This is a genomic window from Enterobacter sp. E20 (assembly GCF_000801755.2).
GTDB classification, from domain to species: domain Bacteria; phylum Pseudomonadota; class Gammaproteobacteria; order Enterobacterales; family Enterobacteriaceae; genus Enterobacter; species Enterobacter asburiae_B.
The window spans coordinates 169583-190991 of the sequence record NZ_CP012999.1; the positions used below are offsets into that span (position 1 = coordinate 169583).

Annotated in this window: 19 protein-coding genes and 1 pseudogene; 10 read left to right on the forward strand and 10 right to left on the reverse strand. The window is 56.6% G+C overall.

The genetic code is table 11. The features are described 5' to 3' along the window. Positions 1-43 precede the first annotated feature (43 nt). Complete coding sequence (gene xylF / locus NI40_RS00750) at positions 44-1036, reverse strand: D-xylose ABC transporter substrate-binding protein (RefSeq protein WP_032650791.1); 993 nt, start codon at positions 1034-1036, stop codon at positions 44-46. Between the two features lie 371 nt (positions 1037-1407). Here xylF and xylA point away from each other — a divergent pair, with 371 nt between their 5' ends. From xylA to NI40_RS00770, 4 genes are all read left to right on the forward strand, one after another. After that, positions 1408-2730 (forward strand): xylose isomerase, encoded by a 1323-nt coding sequence (gene xylA / locus NI40_RS00755; protein WP_087823749.1) that lies wholly within the window; start codon positions 1408-1410, stop codon positions 2728-2730. Between the two features lie 72 nt (positions 2731-2802). After that, positions 2803-4257 carry a xylulokinase gene (xylB, locus tag NI40_RS00760; RefSeq protein ID WP_039261160.1) on the forward strand — a complete coding sequence of 485 codons (1455 nt, stop codon included), beginning with the start codon at positions 2803-2805 and terminating at the stop codon, positions 4255-4257. Between the two features lie 104 nt (positions 4258-4361). Next, positions 4362-4901 (forward strand): isochorismatase family protein, encoded by a 540-nt coding sequence (locus tag NI40_RS00765; RefSeq protein WP_039261163.1) that lies wholly within the window; start codon positions 4362-4364, stop codon positions 4899-4901. Further along, positions 4901-5821, forward strand: coding sequence for a GlxA family transcriptional regulator (locus NI40_RS00770; RefSeq protein ID WP_039261165.1), 921 nt, complete (start codon positions 4901-4903; stop codon positions 5819-5821). Before NI40_RS00765 ends, NI40_RS00770 begins: the two co-directional genes overlap by 1 nt. Here NI40_RS00770 and NI40_RS00775 read toward each other — a convergent pair. Then, a complete protein-coding gene (locus NI40_RS00775) occupies positions 5814-6809 on the reverse strand; it encodes an acyltransferase (RefSeq protein ID WP_039261167.1) in 996 nt (331 codons plus the stop codon). The genes NI40_RS00770 and NI40_RS00775 overlap by 8 nt on opposite strands. Positions 6810-6992: 183 nt before the next feature. Here NI40_RS00775 and NI40_RS00780 point away from each other — a divergent pair, with 183 nt between their 5' ends. The 3 genes from NI40_RS00780 (at position 6993) to glyS (ending at position 10450) form a co-directional block, all read left to right on the forward strand. Beyond that, positions 6993-7298 carry a YsaB family lipoprotein gene (locus NI40_RS00780; RefSeq protein WP_033147005.1) on the forward strand — a complete coding sequence of 102 codons (306 nt, stop codon included), beginning with the start codon at positions 6993-6995 and terminating at the stop codon, positions 7296-7298. A 161-nt stretch (positions 7299-7459) separates the two neighbouring features. Then, positions 7460-8371, forward strand: coding sequence for a glycine--tRNA ligase subunit alpha (gene glyQ, locus NI40_RS00785; RefSeq protein WP_003860141.1), 912 nt, complete (start codon positions 7460-7462; stop codon positions 8369-8371). 9 nt (positions 8372-8380) lie between these two features. Continuing rightward, positions 8381-10450, forward strand: coding sequence for a glycine--tRNA ligase subunit beta (glyS, locus tag NI40_RS00790; protein ID WP_039261172.1), 2070 nt, complete (start codon positions 8381-8383; stop codon positions 10448-10450). Between the two features lie 92 nt (positions 10451-10542). On the opposite strand, the pseudogene NI40_RS00795 reads toward glyS, so the two are convergent. Next, positions 10543-10979 (reverse strand): annotated as a pseudogene (locus NI40_RS00795) (hypothetical protein). A 718-nt stretch (positions 10980-11697) separates the two neighbouring features. Here NI40_RS00795 and NI40_RS00800 point away from each other — a divergent pair. Then, on the forward strand, positions 11698-13317 hold the full coding sequence (locus NI40_RS00800) for an ABC-F family ATP-binding cassette domain-containing protein (protein ID WP_039261173.1): 1620 nt from the start codon (positions 11698-11700) through the stop codon (positions 13315-13317). Positions 13318-13356: 39 nt separating this feature from the next. On the opposite strand, the gene NI40_RS00805 is transcribed toward NI40_RS00800, so the two are convergent. Continuing rightward, positions 13357-13644 carry an HTH-type transcriptional regulator gene (locus tag NI40_RS00805; RefSeq protein ID WP_029740975.1) on the reverse strand — a complete coding sequence of 96 codons (288 nt, stop codon included), beginning with the start codon at positions 13642-13644 and terminating at the stop codon, positions 13357-13359. A gap of 331 nt (positions 13645-13975) precedes the next feature. On the opposite strand from NI40_RS00805, the gene NI40_RS00810 reads away from it, so the two are divergent. After that, complete coding sequence (locus tag NI40_RS00810) at positions 13976-14686, forward strand: DUF3053 domain-containing protein (protein ID WP_023309949.1); 711 nt, start codon at positions 13976-13978, stop codon at positions 14684-14686. Positions 14687-14933: 247 nt separating this feature from the next. Beyond that, positions 14934-15146, forward strand: a complete 213-nt coding sequence (gene cspE / locus NI40_RS00815) for a transcription antiterminator/RNA stability regulator CspE (RefSeq protein ID WP_003860775.1) — start codon at positions 14934-14936, stop codon at positions 15144-15146. A gap of 58 nt (positions 15147-15204) precedes the next feature. Here the strand turns inward: cspE and ghrB are convergent, their stop codons facing one another. The 6 genes from ghrB to NI40_RS00845 all read right to left on the reverse strand — a co-directional run bounded on the left by ghrB (position 15205) and on the right by NI40_RS00845 (position 21310). Further along, complete coding sequence (gene ghrB / locus NI40_RS00820) at positions 15205-16179, reverse strand: glyoxylate/hydroxypyruvate reductase GhrB (RefSeq protein ID WP_039261175.1); 975 nt, start codon at positions 16177-16179, stop codon at positions 15205-15207. 26 nt (positions 16180-16205) lie between these two features. After that, a complete protein-coding gene (locus NI40_RS00825; protein WP_023309951.1) occupies positions 16206-17486 on the reverse strand; it encodes an MFS transporter in 1281 nt (426 codons plus the stop codon). 169 nt (positions 17487-17655) lie between these two features. Beyond that, positions 17656-18594 (reverse strand): sugar kinase, encoded by a 939-nt coding sequence (locus tag NI40_RS00830; protein ID WP_039261176.1) that lies wholly within the window; start codon positions 18592-18594, stop codon positions 17656-17658. 3 nt (positions 18595-18597) lie between these two features. Further along, positions 18598-19347, reverse strand: coding sequence for a sugar phosphate isomerase/epimerase family protein (locus NI40_RS00835; RefSeq protein ID WP_039261178.1), 750 nt, complete (start codon positions 19345-19347; stop codon positions 18598-18600). 103 nt (positions 19348-19450) lie between these two features. Next, positions 19451-20467, reverse strand: a complete 1017-nt coding sequence (locus NI40_RS00840; RefSeq protein WP_039261180.1) for a LacI family DNA-binding transcriptional regulator — start codon at positions 20465-20467, stop codon at positions 19451-19453. Positions 20468-20647: 180 nt separating this feature from the next. Next, entirely contained in the window at positions 20648-21310 is a 663-nt protein-coding gene (locus NI40_RS00845) for an OmpA family lipoprotein (protein WP_024909080.1), read from the reverse strand. Positions 21311-21409: the final 99 nt, after the last annotated feature.

The following is a 21409-nucleotide window of genomic DNA, read 5'->3' on the forward strand; positions in this document are numbered from 1 at the left end:
AGTACAACGTGATGCGCCCCCGCAGAGCAGGGGCCGCGCCGGATTACAGTTCGCTCTTCTTGTGGAAACCGTCTTTAACCACGGTGGCGTCAATGTTCTCTTTGTTGACTTCAATCGGCGTGAGCAGGCGCGCCGGAACGTCTTTCAGGCCGTTATTCAGCGTTGCGTCTGCTTTAGGTTGTTTGCCATTGCCCAGCTCCACGGCGATTTCCGCCGCCGTATTGGCCAGTTGGGTAATCGGTTTGTAGACCGTCATGGTTTGGGTGCCTGCGATAATGCGTTTTACGCCAGCGAGATCGGCATCCTGTCCTGAAATGGCGACTTTTCCGGCCAGCCCCTGTGCGCTCAGGGCCTGGATAGCCCCGCCTGCAGTGGCATCGTTGGAGGCCACAACCGCATCAATTTTGTTGTTGTTGGCCGTCAGCGCGTTTTCCATAATTTTCAGCGCGTTTTCTGGCAGCCAGCCGTCGGCCCACTGATCGCCAACCACTTTAATTTTCCCGTTGTCGATGTACGGCTTAAGGACTTTCATTTGCCCTTCGCGGAACAGTTTGGCGTTGTTATCTACCGGAGAGCCGCCCATCAGGAAATAATTGCCCTGAGGCACTTTGTCGATCAGGCTTTGCGCCTGTAATTCCCCGACTTTTTCATTGTCGAACGAAATATAATAATCAATATCCGCATTATTAATCATGCGGTCATAGGCCAGGACTTTTATGCCTTCCTGTTTGGCTTCTTTCACCACGTTACTTAATACCTGGCCGTTATAGGGGATAATGACCAGAACATCGACGCCACGGTTGATCATATTCTCGATCTGCGACATTTGTGTTTCTTCGTTGCCGTTAGCCGACTGAACAAACACGCTTGCGCCGAGAGATTCTGCTTTCTTCACAAAAATATCGCGATCTTTTTGCCAGCGCTCCAGGCGCAGGTCGTCAATCGCCATGCCAATTTTGACCTCTTTGGCATGTCCTGCAAAGCTTGCAAGGAGAAGCGTAGTGCAGAGCGTTAGAGTCAGGTTCTTTATCTTCATAATTATTAGGCCTTTTTGTAGGGGTATGTGTTGCTGAGATAAAAGAAACATTCACTACTGAGACGCAGCAAATTTTTAACGCGGAAAGGCGGGCTGGCAATTACAGATTTTTATCTTCTCATTATGATATTTGGTTTATTTCTGAATTTATGACCGCGATCGGATTTTAAAATACGTAACGTCTTAATTACATTTGATTCTGGAATACGCGCCGAAAAATAGTTTGTCTGCGCATTATTTTGCGAGCCAGCGCACAGTTGTGCATTCTCTCAATAGCAGTGTGAAATAACGTAATTGAGCAACCCAAAATGTCTATTCACTATTACTCCTGTATCAACGACTCGCCGCATACCCTGATTATGGAGCTCAATATGCAAGCTTATTTCGACCAACTCGATCGTGTTCGTTACGAAGGCCCAAAAACGACCAATCCTTTAGCATTTCGTCACTACAACCCGGATGAGCTGGTGCTGGGTAAGCGTATGGAAGATCATCTGCGCTTTGCCGCCTGTTACTGGCATACCTTCTGCTGGAACGGCGCCGATATGTTCGGCGTGGGTTCCTTTGACCGCCCGTGGCAGCAGCCGGGTGAGGCCATTGAGCTGGCAAAGCGCAAAGCCGATGTGGCGTTTGAGTTCTTCCACAAGCTGAACGTGCCGTACTACTGCTTCCATGACGTGGACGTGTCGCCGGAAGGCGCGTCGCTGAAAGAGTATCTGAACAATTTTGCGCAGATGGTGGATGTACTGGCGGCGAAACAGCAGCAAAGCGGCGTGAAGCTGCTCTGGGGCACGGCAAACTGCTTCACCAACCCACGCTACGGCGCGGGCGCGGCAACCAATCCGGATCCGGAAGTGTTTAGCTGGGCAGCCACGCAGGTGGTGACGGCAATGAACGCTACGCATCAGTTGGGTGGCGAGAACTATGTCCTGTGGGGTGGCCGTGAAGGTTATGAAACGCTGCTGAACACCGACCTGCGTCAGGAGCGCGAGCAGATTGGCCGCTTTATGCAGATGGTTGTCGACCATAAGCACAAAATCGGCTTCCGCGGCACGCTGCTGATTGAGCCGAAACCGCAGGAACCAACCAAGCACCAGTATGACTACGACGTGGCGACGGTGTATGGCTTCCTGAAGCAGTTCGGTCTGGAAAAAGAGATCAAAGTGAACATTGAAGCCAACCACGCCACGCTGGCGGGCCACTCTTTCCATCATGAGATCGCGTCTGCCATTGCGCTGGGTATTTTCGGCTCTGTCGATGCGAACCGTGGCGATGCACAGCTGGGCTGGGACACCGATCAGTTCCCGAACAGCGTGGAAGAGAATGCGCTGGTGATGTACGAAATCGTCAAAGCGGGCGGTTTCACCACCGGCGGCCTGAACTTTGACGCCAAGGTGCGTCGTCAGAGCACCGACAAATACGATCTGTTCTACGGCCACATTGGCGCGATGGACACCATGGCGCTGGCGCTGAAAGTGGCGGCTCGTATGATTGAAGACGGCGAGCTGGATAAACGCGTAGCGAAGCGTTACAGCGGCTGGAACAGTGAGCTGGGCCAGCAAATCTTGAAAGGTCAGTTATCGCTGGCGGAAATTGCGAAGTACGCTGAACAACAGCAGCTGGCGCCGCAGCACCAGAGCGGGCACCAGGAACTGCTGGAAAATCTCGTAAACCACTATCTGTTTGATAAGTGATTGAGCTGAAGATGCACGTAGGCCCGGTAAGCGTTAGCGCCACCGGGCATTTCTGTTAAAGGAGTCACCGTAATGTATATCGGGATCGATCTTGGCACATCGGGTGTGAAAGCTATCCTGTTGAGCGAGCAGGGCGACGTGTTAGCCACGCAGACGGAAACGCTGCAGGTTTCACGTCCGCATCCGCTGTGGTCAGAACAGGATCCGGAGCAGTGGTGGCAGGCGACGGATCGCGCAATGAAAGCCTTAGGTGAGCAGCACAGCCTTCGTGACGTGAAAGCGCTGGGAATTGCCGGACAAATGCACGGCGCTACGCTGCTCGACAGCCAGCATCGCGTGCTGCGTCCTGCGATCCTCTGGAACGATGGCCGCTGTGCGGAAGAGTGCGCGCTTCTTGAGGCGCGCGTGCCTGCCTCCCGCGAGATTACCGGCAACCTGATGATGCCCGGCTTTACTGCGCCCAAATTGCTGTGGGTGCAGCGCCATGAAGCGGAGATTTTCCGTCAGGTGGCGAAAGTCCTGCTGCCGAAAGACTATCTGCGTTTTCGCATAACGGGCGATTTCGCCAGCGACATGTCCGATGCCGCCGGCACCATGTGGCTCGACGTGGCGAAGCGCGACTGGAGCGAGGCGATGCTGGATGCCTGCCATCTGACCCGGGAACATATGCCAGCGCTGTACGAAGGCTGTGAGGTGACAGGCGCGCTGCTGCCAGCCGTTGCTGAACGCTGGAATATGCCTGCCGTACCGGTGGTGGCCGGGGGCGGCGATAACGCGGCGGGCGCTGTCGGTGTCGGCATGGTTGAGGCGGGGCAGGCGATGCTGTCGCTGGGAACGTCCGGCGTCTATTTTGCCGTCAGCGACGGGTATCGCAGTAATCCAGAAAGCGCCGTGCACAGTTTCTGTCATGCCCTTCCCGGGAAATGGCATTTGATGTCGGTGATGCTCAGCGCGGCATCCTGCCTGGACTGGGCGGCAAAACTCACCGGCATGGCCGACGTTCCGGCGCTCATTTCCGCAGCCCAGCAGGCGGATGACGCTGCGGGTACCGTCTGGTTTTTACCGTATCTTTCCGGCGAGCGTACCCCGCACAACAACCCAGAAGCGAAAGGGGTGTTCTTTGGCTTAACTCATCAACATGGCCCGGCAGAACTGGCGCGTGCGGTTCTGGAAGGCGTGGGCTATGCGCTGGCCGACGGGATGGACGTGGTGCACGACTGCGGCCTGAAACCGACGAGCGTCACCCTGATTGGCGGCGGTGCGCGAAGCCCTTACTGGCGACAGATGCTATCGGATATCAGCGGGTTGCAGCTGGATTTCCGCACCGGAGGGGATGTTGGGCCCGCGCTCGGTGCCGCGCGTCTGGCGCAGATAGCCATTCATCCGGAACAACCGCTTTCGCAACTGTTGCCGCAGCTTACGCTTGAACAGGCGCATTTGCCTGACGCGGCGCGCCATGCGCGGTACGCGGAGAGGCGCGACGTGTTCCGCAAAATCTACCAACAGCTGCTGCCGCTGATGTCGTAAATACGCTTGTCCGGGAGAGGCACGAGGATGTCCTTTTTTGGTCTGTGCGTGCCTTCATTTCCTTGCCAGTATGGTGTCACACCCCACTGGCGAGGAGAACCATCATGTCACGCATTGCATTAATCAACATCGATACTCAGCAGTCCTTCCATCACCGCAATTACTGGCATGAAAGCGAGATCCCTGCCTTTCAGCAGGCGATGCTGGGGCTGATTGAAGGCTGCCAGGCGCACAATATTCCGGTCGTTGATATTTTTCACGTGGATGAAGACGGTCCTTTCACCCTCGAAAGCGGCTATGTCAAACCGATGGCCTTTTTACGTCATCAGCCGGATGTGGTTTTCCAGAAACACGTCCATAATGCCTTCACGGATACCGGGCTTGACCGCTGGCTGCGCGAGCGTGATATCAACCAGCTGATTATCTGCGGCATTCGCACTGAACAATGCTGTGAAACCACCGCCCGGGTGGCATCCGATCTGGGTTATGCTGTGACCTTTGTTAGTGAGGCAACGCTGACGTTTCCCATGACGTACAAGGGTATTACCCTTAGCGCAGCGGAAATTCGCCATCGTACCGAGACGGTACTGTCCGGGCGTTTTGCCGAGATTAAAACGGTAGCGGAGACGCTGGAGTCACTGTAATGCGCATCGACGTCTGGTTCGTGATGTTGCCCGGGGTGCTGTCATTAGACATGACCGGCCCGGCAGAAACCTTTGTGCTGGCAGGCGACGCGTTTCGCCTGCATTACATTGGCCCGCAGCCTGAGGTTCCGACGTCCATTGGCCTGACGATGAGCGGCATTCAGCCGCTGCCGGAGCGTCTGCCGGAAGGCAGCCTGCTGGTGCTGCCGGGTGTGAGCGACTCCCGCTGTCAGTTCTCAACGCCACAGGCACAGCAGATCCAGCACTGGCTGATGCGCCTGCAGCCGCAGATCCAGCGCCAGGAAATCACCGTGATGTGCGTCTGTTCAGGGGCCTTACTGGCAGCGAAATCGGGCCTGTTGAACAACCGACAGTGCACGACCCATCATGACGTTATTAGCCGTTTACGCACCGCGGCCCCCACGGCGACGATTAAAGAAAACCGCATCTTTGTGCAGGATGAGAATATCTGGACCAGCGCGGGGATCACGTCAGGCATCGATCTGGCGCTGCACATGATTAACCGCCTGTGCGGCCCCGAAAAGGCGCTGACCGTGGCGCGTGAGATGGTGGTCTGGTTCCGCCGTTCCGGTGACGATCCCCAGCTCTCTCCGTGGCTACGCTATCGCAATCATCTTCACCCGGCGATTCATCGGGCGCAGGATGCGCTCACCGCCGAGCCGCAAAAAGCGTGGAGCTTGCCTGACATTGCCGCACTGGCGCACGTCAGCCCGCGTCATCTCACCCGGCTTTTCCAGTCACATTTAGGGATTAGCGTTCGCGATTATCTGGAACAGCTGCGTCTGGCGGTGGCGGAGCAGTGGCTATTGCAGGGGCGCGGCGTTGAGCAGGCTTCACTGGCGGCAGGGTTTTCCTCCCCGCGCCAGTACCATCGCGCCCGGCAGCGGAGTATTAGCTGACGAAGCGGCGAACGTCTATTTTTTGCAGCAGCATCGACAGCAGCAGGCTGATCGCCAGCGTGGCGGCAAAAATCCAGACGATATCCAGCACCGGCCAGCTTTTTAGCTCAACGCCTCTCGTGCGCAGCGCGTGGATAACCAGCGCGTGAAAACCGTAAATCCCGAGAGAGTGCCGCGAGATAATACTCAGCACGGGAAGGGCGCGAGCGTTCAGGGTATTTTTGGCAAGCGTGAGCAGCGAAACGGCACAGATAAAGACCATCGGCCCGCAATAGAGATACCAGGTATCGGCAAAATTGCCGCGCCACTGCAGCTCGTGCAGCGTCCCGCGTGAAATCACTGCCACGCCAGCGATAAACAGCGCCCCGCAGAGCCAGTTCAGCCCGCGTTTTTGCGTGTCCATCATCCCGATGGCGCGCCCCAGCATGCCGTAAAGCACGTAGTAAAAAGTATCGCCGTTGATATAGAGATTGACCGGCAGCCACTCAAATCCGTCGATTTTCTGTGAGAGCGTATTCGGGTTGGCGACAATGCCGATAACCACCATCAGGGCCAGCAGCATTTTACCGCTGACGTTTTTTACCTGGATGAGCGGGGAGACCAGATAGATAAGGATAATGGCGAAGAAGAACCACAGGTGATAGAACACCGGTTTTTGCAGCACGTATTTCAGCGATAGCCCGGCGTTAATGGAGGTGAACAGCGTGATATAGAGCAGGGCAACGGCGCTGTAGAACCCCAGGCAGGCCGCGATGCGGATGAAGTGCCGCGGCTGTGCGCTACGCTCGCCAAAAAAGAGAAAGCCGGAAATCATAAAGAACAGCGGCACGCTGACGCGTGACGCAGAGTTGAGAATATTGGCGATATCCCAGTTAACGGGGCTGATGCTGTGGGCATTCGTGACGTACCAGGTCGTCGTGTGGATCATGACCACCATCAGACACGCTATTCCTCGCAGGTTATCAATCCAGTTAATTTTTGACTGCATCAGTTCCTCGTATTCCCTGTAAATTGAGTGTGACTGCCATTGTCCAAAAGTCTTCGCTTGGAAAATTCTGAGTTTTATTCAGCAGGCTTGTAGGGAAGCCGCGAGATTCGCAGAATGCCGGACCGTAATCTATAAAAGCTTTGATACTAAAAATAACAGCCACTGACCAGGGCGGTAATAAAAATGATGATGAAGCGTGTGGCGTCACTCTTTCTGCTGTTGAGCCTGGCGGGATGCAGCGCGCCGCAAGAAGCACCTGTGCAGAAAGCGCAGCAGGGTAAAATGAGCCCGGAACGTTCACTGAATATGGAAGCGCTCTGTAAAGATCGGGCCGCTCGCCGCTATAACTCGGACGTACAGAAAATTGATGTCACCGGGTTTGAGCGTTTTCAGGGAAGCTATGAGCTGCGGGGACATACGTCGCGCAAAGAGGGCTTTGTCTGCTCGTTTGATGCGGACGGTCAGTTTTTACATCTCTCCATGCGCTAGCCTGCTCGTATAATCAACAGCCAGACGCCGTCAGCGTTCTGGCCGGAAGGCTTATTTCCCCAATTTTCCCTAAACAACCCCGTTTCGTACTGTATATCTTGCAGCCAGCGGGTATACTGGTCCCTTCCATTTAAAACCACACGTATCCAGCACGAAATACTATGCAAAAGTTTGATACCAAGACCTTCCAGGGCCTGATCCTGACCTTACAGGATTACTGGGCTCGTCAGGGCTGTACCATTGTTCAACCTTTGGACATGGAAGTCGGCGCCGGCACTTCACACCCGATGACCAGCCTGCGCGCGTTGGGGCCAGAGCCAATGGCGACCGCGTATGTGCAGCCTTCCCGTCGTCCGACCGATGGTCGTTACGGTGAGAACCCGAACCGTCTGCAGCATTACTATCAGTTCCAGGTGGTGATTAAGCCATCACCAGACAACATTCAGGAACTGTACCTCGGGTCGCTGAAAGAGCTGGGTATGGATCCAACCATCCACGACATTCGTTTCGTGGAAGATAACTGGGAAAACCCAACGCTGGGTGCCTGGGGTCTGGGTTGGGAAGTGTGGCTGAACGGCATGGAAGTGACCCAGTTCACTTACTTCCAGCAGGTTGGCGGTCTGGAATGTAAGCCAATCACCGGTGAAATCACCTACGGTCTGGAACGTCTGGCGATGTACATTCAGGGCGTAGACAGCGTTTACGACCTGGTCTGGAGCGACGGCCCGCTGGGTAAAACCACCTACGGCGACGTGTTCCATCAGAACGAAGTGGAGCAATCCACCTATAACTTCGAATACGCGGATGTGGACTTCCTGTTCACCTGCTTCGAGCAGTACGAGAAAGAAGCGCAGCAGCTGCTGGCGCTGGAGACTCCGCTGCCGCTGCCTGCTTACGAGCGTATTCTGAAGGCCGCCCACAGCTTCAACCTGCTGGACGCCCGCAAAGCCATCTCCGTGACTGAACGTCAGCGCTACATTCTGCGTATTCGTACCCTGACCAAAGCCGTTGCAGAAGCTTACTACGCGTCCCGTGAAGCCCTTGGCTTCCCGATGTGCAACCGAAACAAATAAGAGGCGGCCATGTCTGAGAAAACTTTCCTGGTGGAAATCGGCACCGAAGAGCTGCCACCAAAAGCCCTGCGCAGCCTGGCTGAATCTTTCGCTGCGAACGTGACCGCCGAGCTGGATAACGCTGGCCTGGCACACGGTAAAATTGAGTGGTTTGCTGCACCGCGCCGTCTGGCGCTGAAAGTGGCAAATCTGGCGGCGTCTCAGCCGGATCGTGAAGTCGAAAAACGTGGCCCGGCGATTGCCCAGGCGTTTGACGCGGAAGGCAAGCCGAGCAAAGCGGCTGAAGGCTGGGCGCGCGGCTGCGGCATCACCGTTGATCAGGCCGAGCGTCTGACCACGGATAAAGGCGAGTGGCTGCTGTACCGTGCGCACGTGAAAGGCGAAAGCGCGGAAGCGCTGCTGCCGGACATGATTGCGACTTCTCTGGCGAAGCTGCCGATTCCTAAGCTGATGCGCTGGGGCGCCTCTGACGTGCACTTTGTGCGTCCGGTGCACACCGTGACCCTGCTGCTGGGCGATACCGTTATCCCGGCAACCATTCTGGGCGTGGCGTCCGATCGCGTGATCCGCGGCCATCGGTTTATGGGCGAGCCAGAGTTCACCATCGACAATGCCGACCAGTATCCGCAGATCCTGCTGGAGCGCGGTAAGGTCATTGCCGACTACGAGCAGCGTAAAGCCAAAATCAAAGCGGACGCGGAAGACGCGGCGCGCAAGATTGGCGGTAACGCAGACCTGAGCGACAGCCTGCTGGAAGAAGTCACCTCTCTGGTTGAATGGCCAGTTGTGCTGACGGCGAAGTTCGAAGAGAAATTCCTGGCCGTTCCGGCTGAAGCGCTGGTGTACACCATGAAGGGTGACCAGAAGTACTTCCCGGTCTATGCCAACGACGGCAAGCTGCTGCCAAACTTCATCTTCGTGGCGAACATCGAATCGAAAGATCCGATCCAGATTATCTCCGGTAACGAGAAAGTGGTGCGTCCACGTCTGGCAGATGCGGAGTTCTTCTTCAATACCGACCGTAAAAAGCGTCTGGAAGATCATCTCCCGCGCCTGCAGACCGTGCTGTTCCAGCAGCAGCTGGGTACGCTGCGCGACAAGACCGACCGCATTGCGGAGCTGTCCGGCTGGATTGCCCGTGAAATCGGTGCAGACGTCAACCACGCGACGCGTGCAGGCCTGCTGTCCAAGTGCGACCTGATGACTAACATGGTGTTCGAATTTACCGACACCCAGGGCGTGATGGGCATGCACTACGCGCGTCACGATGGCGAAGCGGAAGACGTGGCCGTCGCCCTGAACGAGCAGTATCAGCCGCGCTTTGCGGGTGACGAACTGCCTTCTAACCCGGTTGCCTGCGCCGTGGCGATTGCCGATAAGATGGACACCCTGGCGGGTATCTTTGGTATCGGTCAGCATCCGAAAGGCGACAAAGATCCGTTTGCGCTGCGTCGTGCTGCGCTGGGCGTGCTGCGTATCATCGTTGAGAAGAACCTGAACCTCGATCTGCAGACCCTGACCGAAGAAGCGGTGCGTCTGTACGGCGACAAGCTGACTAACGCGAACGTTGTGGATGATGTGATCGACTTTATGCTCGGTCGTTTCCGCGCGTGGTATCAGGACGAAGGCTACACCGTTGACACTATTCAGGCGGTGCTGGCGCGTCGTCCAACCCGTCCGGCTGATTTCGATGCGCGTATGAAGGCGGTTTCCCACTTCCGTACCCTGGAAGCGGCATCTGCCCTGGCCGCGGCCAACAAGCGCGTATCCAACATTCTGGCGAAATCCGACGAGACGCTGAACGAGCGCGTGAACGCCGCAACCCTGAAAGAGCCGGAAGAGATCGCTCTGGCGATGCAGGTTGTGGTGCTGCGCGACAAGCTCGAGCCGTACTTCGCGGAAGGTCGCTACCAGGAAGCGCTGGTGGAGCTGGCCGAGCTGCGTGACGTGATCGACGCCTTCTTCGAGAAAGTGATGGTGAACGTAGAAGATAAAGAACTGCGTATTAACCGTCTCTCCATGCTCGAGAAACTTCGCGAGCTGTTCCTGCGCGTAGCGGATATTTCGCTGCTGCAGTGATGTGCCGTTGTTACAAATGCTAAAAACCCGCTTCGGCGGGTTTTTTTATGGGGCTTTTCTGAGCAGGATAAGCGCAGCGTCATCCGGCAGGTTTAGCCGATCGCGATTGTGCCTTCGTTCGTCTGCAGCCAGCGCGGTGCCTTCAGCTTATCGGCAAAGTAGCTGACCAGTTCGCACAGCAAATCTTCCATCACGATTTCAGATTATCGCGGCAGTGAGCCGTTCATCAGCATCTGCGTTATCTCCTGACAGTAGCGCCCCAGCTGATCGCATTCGGGTTCGAAAGCCGGAACGCATGACGGGAGTTCCTTCACGGTCAGGCTGGCTTTAAAGCGTCCGGAACAGGATCCAGAAGCGTGGGTTGCAGAAGATTCAGACAGGCATAAAGTCTGCCGTAAAGGGCCATTTTTGGGGCGGGTTTTTCGCAATCGACCAGTGCGTCGGTAAAACGTTCGCAGTTATCCGCCAGTTCGGTGAAGTCGGTGGCGTGGTTGAAGGGCAGGGTGATTAAAGAGTTAATCAATGACATAAAATAACCTCAGTGAGTGGTATATCTTCCGCCACGGGAGGTTCCAGGCTCGCTGGTGGCGGAACCGAACAAGGTTGGAACGACTGGCCTCACTGACACCAGCGCGCTTTGAAGCGCCCCTGTCCGGCCCGCCATTGAGATGCAACAGGCCGTACGACACAGAGCCTGTGTCGCCAGTGAAGTGATTCAGGGTTCCAATCCCGGCACCTGATTTTGCAGGTGCGAAGAGAACTTACTGCTCATCAAAACAGGCGGCAACAGTTTTGAGCTATGTCGCTGAGGATATTACCATTTCTGGAAAGAGGCTCGCAAAATTACCGTAATGAGAAGCATACTGCGGGTAGAGGTTTTACAGCGACGCCATGGCGGTGGCGATTGAGCCGCCCTGGCACGTTCACAGGCCATGTCGTTACAGAGTAGCAAGGAACAACCCCCACAGCCGTATGTTCCCCCTCACCCCAGCCCTCTCCCTCAAGGGAGAGGGGGCCGTCTGTGCAGACAATATTTGGTGGGGATCCCTCAGCCCAAAGGGAGAGGGAGTATAAGTCGTCCAAAATTTAACCTTGAAACCGTCAACACATTACCGCTATCCTTATCGCGTTAACTTTCTCACGCTGGAGCGCCCCCCAAAAATGAACAAACACGACTGATGAATTTCGATCCTTGCTAAACGCCACCGCGTCGGCAGGGGATGTTTTGATTTCATTCAGGAGTGCTTATGGCTCATTTTGCGCAGTCCCCTTCTTTTATTTTGCATCAGGTCACCTGTCAGTTTCCGACGGGCGATACCCTTTTTGGTCCGCTGAATCTCACGCTGGAACCCGCCCTGTGCGCGCTGGTTGGCCGCAACGGCAGCGGGAAAACGCGTCTGCTGCGTCTGCTGGCGGGGCTGGACGAACCGGCTACCGGTCATATTGAACGCTTTGGCTCGCATGCCTGGGTGGCGCAGCAGCACCTCATTTCGCCGCAGACGACGCTTGCTGTACTGCTCGGGTATGACGCGATTTTTACGGCGCGTAAGCGCATCGACAGCGGCAATTACCAGCCTGACGATCTGGACACGCTCGACGGCCGCTGGGATGTCGCCGAGCGTCTGAGCGAAGCCTTTATCAATGCGAATCTCCCACCCTTTGACCCGGATAAACCCGCCGGTGAGCTCAGCGGCGGCGAGCGCATTCGCGCCCTGCTGTGCGGGGCGTTTACGGCTGAAGCCGATTTCATGCTGCTGGACGAGCCAACTAACCATCTGGACCGACAGGGCCGGGCGTGGTTCTACGACCAGCTCAGCCGTTTTCAGGGCGGCGTGCTGGTGGCTTCCCATGACCGTGAATTACTGGCTCAGGTACCGCGTATCCTTGAGCTGAGCGCCTCGGGTCTACGCAGCTACGGGGGGAATTATGCGGATTATCAAACCCAGCGCGATGCCGAACAGCAGGCGGCCCGCGCGTCGCTGGAACATGCTGCAACCGAGCGCAAACGCACTCGGGCACGCATGCAAAAAGAGCATGATGACAGTCAGCGGCGTTCGGCAAAGACATTGCGCACCGTTGATACCCTGAATATCGCGTCGTTCGAGCGGGTCAAATATAAAGGCGCGGCAAAGGAGCGGATCGGCTCCTGGAAAAAACAGCACAGCGAGCAAAATGATGCCCTCAACGCCGCGGTAAATAAGGCGCGTGAACGCGTTGAGGAAGATAGCCCGGTAATGTTCACCCTGCCGGGGAGCCAGATCCCGGAGGGGAAGCAGGTGCTGGTGCTGGAGGATCTGGTGCTGCCGCATGTGCCTGTTCCTCCGCTCAACTGGCGGATGGACGGACCGATGCGCGTGGCGTTAAAGGGACCGAACGGCTGCGGAAAATCGACGCTGTTAAAAACCATTCTCGGCGAGATAGCCCCCCGTTCGGGTACCTGTAAGGTTTCAGTCAGCTGCGCTTATCTTGATCAACATCTTTCCCGGCTCGATCTTTCACAGTCGGTCATGACGCATCTCAACCTGAGTCATACGCCTCTGGAAGAGGGGGTATTGCGAACCCGTCTGGCGCAGCTTCAACTAGGGGCCGACAAAGTTACGCTCCCGCTGGCGGAGCTCAGCGGCGGCGAGCGTCTTAAGGCCGCCCTGGCATGCGTGCTGTGGCGTGCGGAGGCCACGCAGCTTCTGCTGCTGGATGAACCGACCAACCATCTGGATTTAGCCTCGGTCCAGGCCATCGAAGCGGCGCTGGTCGGTTTCCCCGGGGCTCTGCTGGTGGTATCGCACGATGAGGCTTTTCTAAGAGGCTTAACGTTAACGCATGAATGGGTATGGGAAGAGGCGGGCTGGCGTTGCGAGAGCCTTTAAAACACAAGCCCCCGCAAAGGCGGGGGCATTCAATCTTCACTACGCTATCTGTTTGCTGAGTGCAGGGTTGGCCTGAATCAGGCGCATCAGCCTTAACTCGGTTGGGGTGGGTTTCTCACGTTTTGACTCCCACTCCTGCACCATAGCCACGCTGACACCCATCGCTCTGGCGAATTCTTCCGTTTTCAGTCCTGTCCCTTTGCGCAATTGCTCATATTCTGTAAAGGGATTGGATTTTTGTTGCAGGGTAATCGCCTGCGGTACGTCTTTAAAAATGATCTGTTCCAGACTGCTCAGCAGTTCAAACTCAGGATCTTTATATTCCATTGAGGACTCCTCTTAAATCTCACATCGTGATCAAGAACATCAGAGAGCCAGTTAAGAATAGTCCCTAATACGAACTCAGGATCGTCACGGGTGTGATTAATCGTGCGGTAACTATCGCTTTACCCGATTCAGCGATATGGATAGTTATGCTAATTACCTGATTAGTCATATGTCGGCTTCGGCAGGTATTTTTTTGTAAATGGTAAGAAATAAATCGGCAATAGCCGTTTTGCATGAAAAGAGTATCTTGCAAGGCTGACCTGGACTATCCTTGTCAGCGTCGGGCACGCGTGTGCCGGTGTGCGCTTTTTTGGGTGAAAGGAGTAATAAAATGGCGACAGGAAAGTCCTGCTCTCGCTGGTTTGCGCCTATTGCGGCGTTGTTGATGGTTGTTAGCCTGAGTGGGTGTTTTGATAAAGAAGGCGATCAGCGCAAAGCGTTTATCGATTTTCTGCAGAATACAGTGATGCGCAGCGGCGAGCGGTTGCCGACGCTGACTGCGGATCAGAAAAAACAGTTTGGCCCCTTCGTGTCCGATTACGCCATTCTTTATGGTTATTCACAGCAGGTGAGCCAGGCGATGGATTCCGGTATCCGTCCGGTAGTGGATAGCGTGAACGCCATTCGCGTTCCGCAGGATTATATGACGCAGCGTGAACCGCTTCGCCAGTCCAACGGTGCGCTTGGCGTACTGAGCCAGCAGTTGCAGAATGCGAAAATGCAGGCTGACGCGTCACGTTCTGCGCTGAAGCAGGGTGACGATCTCAAACCTGTCTTCGACAAAGTGTATGAGAAAGTGGTGACGAAACCGTCTGAAGCGCTGCAACCGCTGATTCCGGCCGCGCAAATCTTCACGCAGCAGCTGGTTCAGGTGGGCGACTTTATTGCCCAGCAGGATACTCAGGTGAGCTTTGTTGCCAACGGCATTCAGTTCCCGACCTCGCAGCAGGCAAGCCAGTACAATACGCTGATTGGGCCGCTGGCCTCCCAGCATCAGGCCTTTAGCCAGGCCTGGAGTGCCGCAGTCACGGCCACAGAATAAACCGAAAAAACCCCGCGTCTGGCGGGGTTTTTTTATGCTTATCGAAAATAACGCTTGTCATTCTTCTACCACATCGGTATAACTATCCCCGTCGGTTTGTTACACAGACCTAAAGCAGTTTAGTAAAGCAGTCCAGATTGTTATCCATAGATACCCTTCGTTGTGACCCTTCCTTCATCGCTTAAAAATCTGTAACGCAATCCATCAAGCCGGAAGGCTCAATATATTTGTTAATAAGGTAATTTCTATGTCTGCTAAAATGACTGGTCTGGTAAAATGGTTCAACGCTGATAAAGGTTTCGGCTTCATCACTCCTGACGATGGCTCAAAAGACGTGTTCGTACACTTCTCTGCTATCCAGAACGATGGCTACAAATCTCTGGACGAAGGTCAGAAAGTGTCCTTCACCATCGAAAGCGGCGCTAAAGGCCCAGCAGCTGGTAACGTTGTAAGCCTGTAAGCTTCCAACCCAGTAGCACAAAATTCAAAAACCCGCCTTCTGGCGGGTTTTTTCGTTTCTATCGTTGCACCTGCGGGTTCACGCAGTTTATCTCCACCTTACCGCTTAGGGCGGCGATAAGGTTATCGACCGCAGTGGCCGCCATGTTGTAGCGCGTCTCATGGGTGGCGGAGCCGATGTGGGGCAGGGCGACGACGTTTGGCATTGCCAGCAGCGGGGAGTCCACCGGCAGCGGCTCCTGCTCAAAGACGTCCAGACCTGCGGCATGGATCTCACCGTTCTGCAGGGCTTCAATCAGCGCCTTCTCATCCACCACCGGGCCGCGACCCGCGTTGATGAAAATGGCGGATTTCTTCATTTTTTCAAATGCGGATTTGCCAATCAGATGACGCGTTTCGTCCGTCAGCGGCAGAACCAGACAAACAAAGTCGGCTTCCTCCAGCAGGGTATCCAGCTCGCAGTAGCGGGCGTTGAAGCGTTCTTCGGCTTCACCGTGATGGCGACGCGCGTTATACAGAATCGGCATGTTAAAGCCAAAATGCGCGCGCTGCGCCAGTGCCAGCCCGATACGCCCCATGCCAACAATGCCCAGCGTTTTGCCGTTAACGTCCACGCCGAACCAGTCCGGTCCAATGCTTTTTGTCCATTCGCCCGCTTTGACGCGCTCGGCTACTTCCACCACGCGACGTGCCGTGGTGAGTACCAGCGCCATCAGCGTATCGGCCACGGTTTCCGTCAGGGCATGTGGCGTATGCATCAGCAGGATCTTGCGGGCGTTAAGGGCATCCACATCGAAATTGTCGTAACCCACGGAAACGGTAGAGGTAGCACGAAGCTTGGGCATTTTCTCCAGCAGGGCGACATCCACTTTCTCGCTTGAACCCAGCAGGCCTTCGGCGCTGGCGAACGCTTCGGCGTGCTGCGCCACGGTTTCCGGGCTCAGGTTCTTCACCTGCGTGACGGTGAAGTGTTCTTCAAGGCGTTTCTGCAGATCTTCCGGCAGTGCTTTGTACAAAATGACGGACGGCTTCATGCTAATCTCCGTTGATTTTTAAGGATTCAGGCGTGGCGTGCGCCGACAGGGTGTTGTTGATTATTAGCAGGCTTAACAATCAGAGTAAGCCACACGGAGGCGAAAAGCGCCACCCCCATAAAGATGTACGATGCGGACGGGCTGCCGGTGGCACCGTTCAGGTAGCCAACGAACCAGGAGCCGCAGAACGACCCCAGCGCACCCATACTGTTAATCAGCGCCATCGCGCCACCCGCGACGTTACGCGGCAGCATTTCCGGGATGATGGCAAAGAACGGACCATACGGGGCATACATGGCGGCACCGGCGACCACCAGCAGGGTATAAGAGGCCCAGAAGTGATTTGCACCCACGGCCCACGAGCCGATAAAGGCAAAAGCAGCGATCAGCAGCAGCGGCCAGACAAACAATTTTCGGTTCTGCAGCTTGTCCGACGCCCAGGAGACGACGATCATGGCGATGGTCGCGGCCAGGTACGGTACGGAAGAGAGCCAGCCCACTTCTACCATCCCGAGGTTCTCGCCGCCGCTGCGGATAATCGACGGCAGCCACAGCACAAAGCCGTACACGCCAATGCTCCAGGTAAAGTACTGCGCGCAGAGCAGGATCACGTTGCGCGAGCGGAAGGCTTCACCGTAGTTGCGTACCGCCTTCAGGCCTTGCTGTTCTTTATCCAGCTGCGCCTGCAGCGCCGCTTTTTCGTCTTCGGAAAGCCATTTCGCCTGGGCAGGTTTATCCTTCACCAGCACCCACCAGCAGAATGCCCAGATCACTGCCGGAACCCCTTCGATAATAAACATTTCGCGCCAGCCGAAGGACTGGATCAGGTAGCCAGATACCACCGACATCCACAGTACCGTCACCGGGTTACCGAGGATCAGGAAGGTATTCGCGCGCGAGCGTTCAGATTTGGTAAACCAGTTGCTGATGTAGATCAGCATCGCCGGCATCACCGCCGCCTCAACGACGCCGAGGATAAAGCGAATGGCGGCCAGGGCAGGAATATTGTTCACCACGCCGGTCAGTGACGCGCAGGCGCCCCACAGGATCAGGCAGACGAAGATCAGCTTACGCACGCTGCGGCGTTCCGCATAAATCGCGCCGGGGATCTGGAAGAAGAAGTAGCCCAGGAAGAAAAGGGCTCCCAGCAGGGAGGAGATACCTTTGGTGATGCCAAGGTCCTCTGTGATCCCCGCCGCGGACGCGAAGCTGAAGTTGGCACGGTCAAGATACGCCAGGCTGTACGTGATAAACACGATTGGCATGATGTACCACCAGCGTTTTACTGCATTGGTCGAACTGTTCATAGGCTTGCCTCTGTTGTTGAGGTTGTTACCGCCGTTGTCTGTAGGGTACACGGTGGCTTGTTTTGCTGAGTGCGATTTATGCCCCTCACCCCGGCCCTCTCCCCAGAGGGGAGAGGGAGCAAGTCATTCCCTCGCCCCTCTGGGGAGAGGGTTAGGGTGAGGGGGATGTTTATTCGTTAAGCTCTGCTCGCGTGGGTAATCCTTCGCTGTCGCCCTGCACCTGAATGGCCAGCGAGCCAATCTTGTTGCCTCGCGCCACGGCCTGCGGCAGCGTTTTGCCTTCCAGCAGGGCGCTAATCACGCCCACGGCAAAACCGTCGCCCGCGCCGACGGTGTCGACCACGTTCTCAACCTTGACCGCCGCGACCGCGCCCTGTTCGCCGTCGGCCGTCTTAAACCATGCGCCATCGGCGCCGGTCTTCAGCACCACCGCTTTTACCCCTTTATTCAGGAAGAAATCGGCAATGCCTTCCGGCGTGCTTTTACCGGTCAGGATCATCCCTTCTTTCAGGCCCGGCAGAACCCAGTCCGCTCTGAACGCCAGACGGTTGAGCTTCTCGACCATTTCCGCTTCGCTTTTCCACAGCACCGGGCGCAGGTTCGGATCGAAAGAGATCGTTTTTCCCTGGGCTTTCAGAGTGGCTGCCGCGTGATCCAGCAGTTCATACGAGCTGGCGGACAGCGCTGCCGCCACGCCGCTGAGGTGCAGGTGGCGCGCGGAGGCGAAATAGTCGACGTGGTAATCCGCCACTGAGAGGTGGCTTGCGGCCGATCCCTTACGGAAATATTCCACGATGGGATCGGTTCCATTTTCGACCTTAGATTTAAGCTGAAAGCCGGTAGGGAAGCGTGCATCAAGGGTGACGCCTGCGGCATCAATACCCTCTTTTTTCAGCGAGTCGAGAACGAAATGGCCAAAGCTGTCGTCCCCCACGCGGCTGACCCAGCCGACGTTAAGGCCGAGACGCGCCAGGCCGGTCGCGACGTTCAGCTCTGCGCCCGCCACGCGTTTGATAAAGTGCTCTACCGCGCTCAGCTCGCCCGTTTGGGTGGCGACAAACATCGCCATGGCTTCGCCGATCGTGATGACATCCAGCGTCTTGTGCATGGTTTACTCCTCGCGCAGCAGGTTGACGTAATGGCGGGTAACGGCGGTTAAATCCGTCCCTTCCAGCGGGAACTCGATACCGCGCGGGGCATCGGCAGGCAGCTGGCCGAGCAGATCCAGCCAGCGCGCATCGGCGTGGTCCGGCGCCACGGCGCGGAAGTTATCTTTATGCGGCACGGCGGCTTTCACGTGGATATAGCTCACCGCAGGGGCAAGGTGACGCGCGGCCTCTTCGGGGGAATCACCGACCCACAGCCAGTTGCCCATGTCGAAGGTCAGCGTGACGGGCAATGCCATTTCCCGACAGGCGGCCTGGAAGCGCTGCATCGGCGCGAGCTGTCCACAGTCGGTCTGATCGTTCTCCACGACCAGCGCCATGCCGCTTGCGTTCAGCAGGCTACGCAGGGCGTCGAGAGGCTGCGCGTCGCGGAAATGGCCCAGGGAAACCTTCAGCCACAGGGCGTTCAGGGTGCTGGCCTCAGAGAGATAGCGGGTCAGATCCGGGTTGAGGGTGCCGTCGGGCATAAACAGGGCGGCGGGGGCGGAGTAGCACGCCAGCAGGCCGAGCAGCTCAATGGATTCTCCCAGCGCAGGCAGCGTCAGCAGCTCTTCGCTGCTGAACAGTTCCCGGCGGATCTCCACGCCGTCTGCCCCTGCGCCTGCAATAACGGGAAGCATCGCCCGCTGACCGCCTGCCTGTCGCACCTGTTCCGCACCGTACGCGGCGGTGACCACCATAATTTTCCTGCCCATCTTCGGACTCCATCGCAACATATCAATACTATTACGCTAGATGGAACCGGTTCCAAAGAAAAGGTCAGGATGTCGAATTTATGATCGGTATCACAAGGGAAAATTAACGCGCCGTGGAGCCGCGAACGATCAGCTCGCCGGAGAAGACCTGCTCGCGAACGGCATCGCTGGTGCCTTCAATACGACGAACCACTTGTTCAACAGCAGCATAGCCAATCTGCCAGGTGGGCTGTTTGAGGGTCGTAATGCCGACGCCCGCCAGTTCCGCCCACTCCAGTTCATCAAACCCCAGCAGACCGATATCGCTGCCCCAGTGCAGGCCAATGCGCTTGAGCGAGCGGGCGACCTGAAGCGTCAGCGCCCCGTTTGCGGAGATAACGGCTTTGCGCATCCCGCGATGGCGCGTGTGGAACTGGCGCAGGGTGTTATCGAGCTGGTCGGCTTCGTGAAGCGGCGTTTCGGCATTTTCGGCGATCACGCCGGGATATCGCTCCAGCGTGGCGCGAAATGCGCTCAGGCGCTCGCGACGGGTATTGACCATCCCTAAGGGTTCACTCAGAAACAGAATGGCCTCGAAGCCCTGTTCGATCAGATGTTCGGTGGCGGTCGTGGCGGCCTGGGTGTTATCCAGCCCGACCACATCGCAGGCAAATTCCGGGATTTTACGGTCGATGAGGACCATGGGCAGGGAGGATTGCTGCAGGCGGTTTAAACCCTCTTCCCGCATGCCCACCGCGTTCACCACAATCCCTTCGACCTGATAGCTGCGCAGCAGATCGAGGTAATGCAGCTCCTGGTCGACTTCGTTGTTGGTATTACAGACCAGCGGCGTGAAGCCCTTCTCGCGACAGGCGGCTTCAATACCGCTGAGCACGTTAACGGAATAGGGGTTGGTGATATCGGCGATAATAAGCCCGATAAGGCGGGTGCGGCCGCGTTTGAGCCCGCGCGCCATGAGGCTGGGACGGTAGTCGAGATCGGCAATGGCCTGTTCAATACGCGCCAGCAATGCGTCGGACAGCAGGTGTTTCTCGCCGTTAAGGTAGCGCGAAATGCTGGTTTTACCGGTTTTGGCGGCTTTCGCCACGTCGCTGATGGTGGCCCGGGCTGGTTTGCTCATCGCTGATTTCCCTGAATTTAGTGAGAATACCTTAACGGGAAAATCAGACGAATCAAGTAATTTGCCCGGTGGCGCTGCGCTTACCGGAGGGTGCGGTCTGGTGCCCTCACCCCAGCCCTCTCCCACGGGAGAGGGTGCAACCACTAAAAACGGCAACGAGCGTTGCCGTTTTGCTTTTACCTACTGAATTGGGCTCAACGTAATCTCAACGCGGCGGTTCTGCGCTTTGCCTTCCGCCGTGCTGTTGCTGGCGATAGGGTTGGCAGGTCCCATGCCGCTGGTGCGGATGCGGTTGGCTTCAACGCCCTGGGTAATCAGCGAGCTGGCTACGGCATCGGCGCGCTGCTGGGACAGACGCATGTTCAGATCCTGGCTGCCGGTGCTGTCGGTGTAGCCCATCACGTTCACGGCGGTCTTGTTGTACTCTTTCAGCACCATCGCCACGCCGGTGAGCGTGTTCGCGCCCGCGGGTTTCAGCGTTGCGCTGCTGCTGTCGAAGGTCACGTTGTTCGGCATATTCAGGATGATGTTATCGCCGCTGCGCGTCACGCTCACGCCGGTTCCCTTCATTTTGTCGCGCAGCTTCGCTTCCTGCACGTCCATGTAATAGCCAACGCCGCCGCCCAGTGCCGCGCCCGCCGCGGCGCCAATCAGCGCGCCTTTACCGCGGTCTTTCTTGGAGGAGGAGAGCGCCCCCACGCCTGCGCCGACCAGCGAGCCGATACCCGCGCCAATGCCGGATTTACCCGCTTCACGCTCACCGGTGTAAGGGTTAGTTGTGCAGCCAGAAACAGCCAGTGCACCGCTCACCAGAGCGGCAATAACGAGTACGCGTTTTTTCATCTTCTTTCCTTAATCCTTTTTATTCTTTGCCACGGCGAGCGTGGCAGTTGATTATGACGTCCAGATACGGAGAAAATTCCGGGTATAACTCTGAAATTT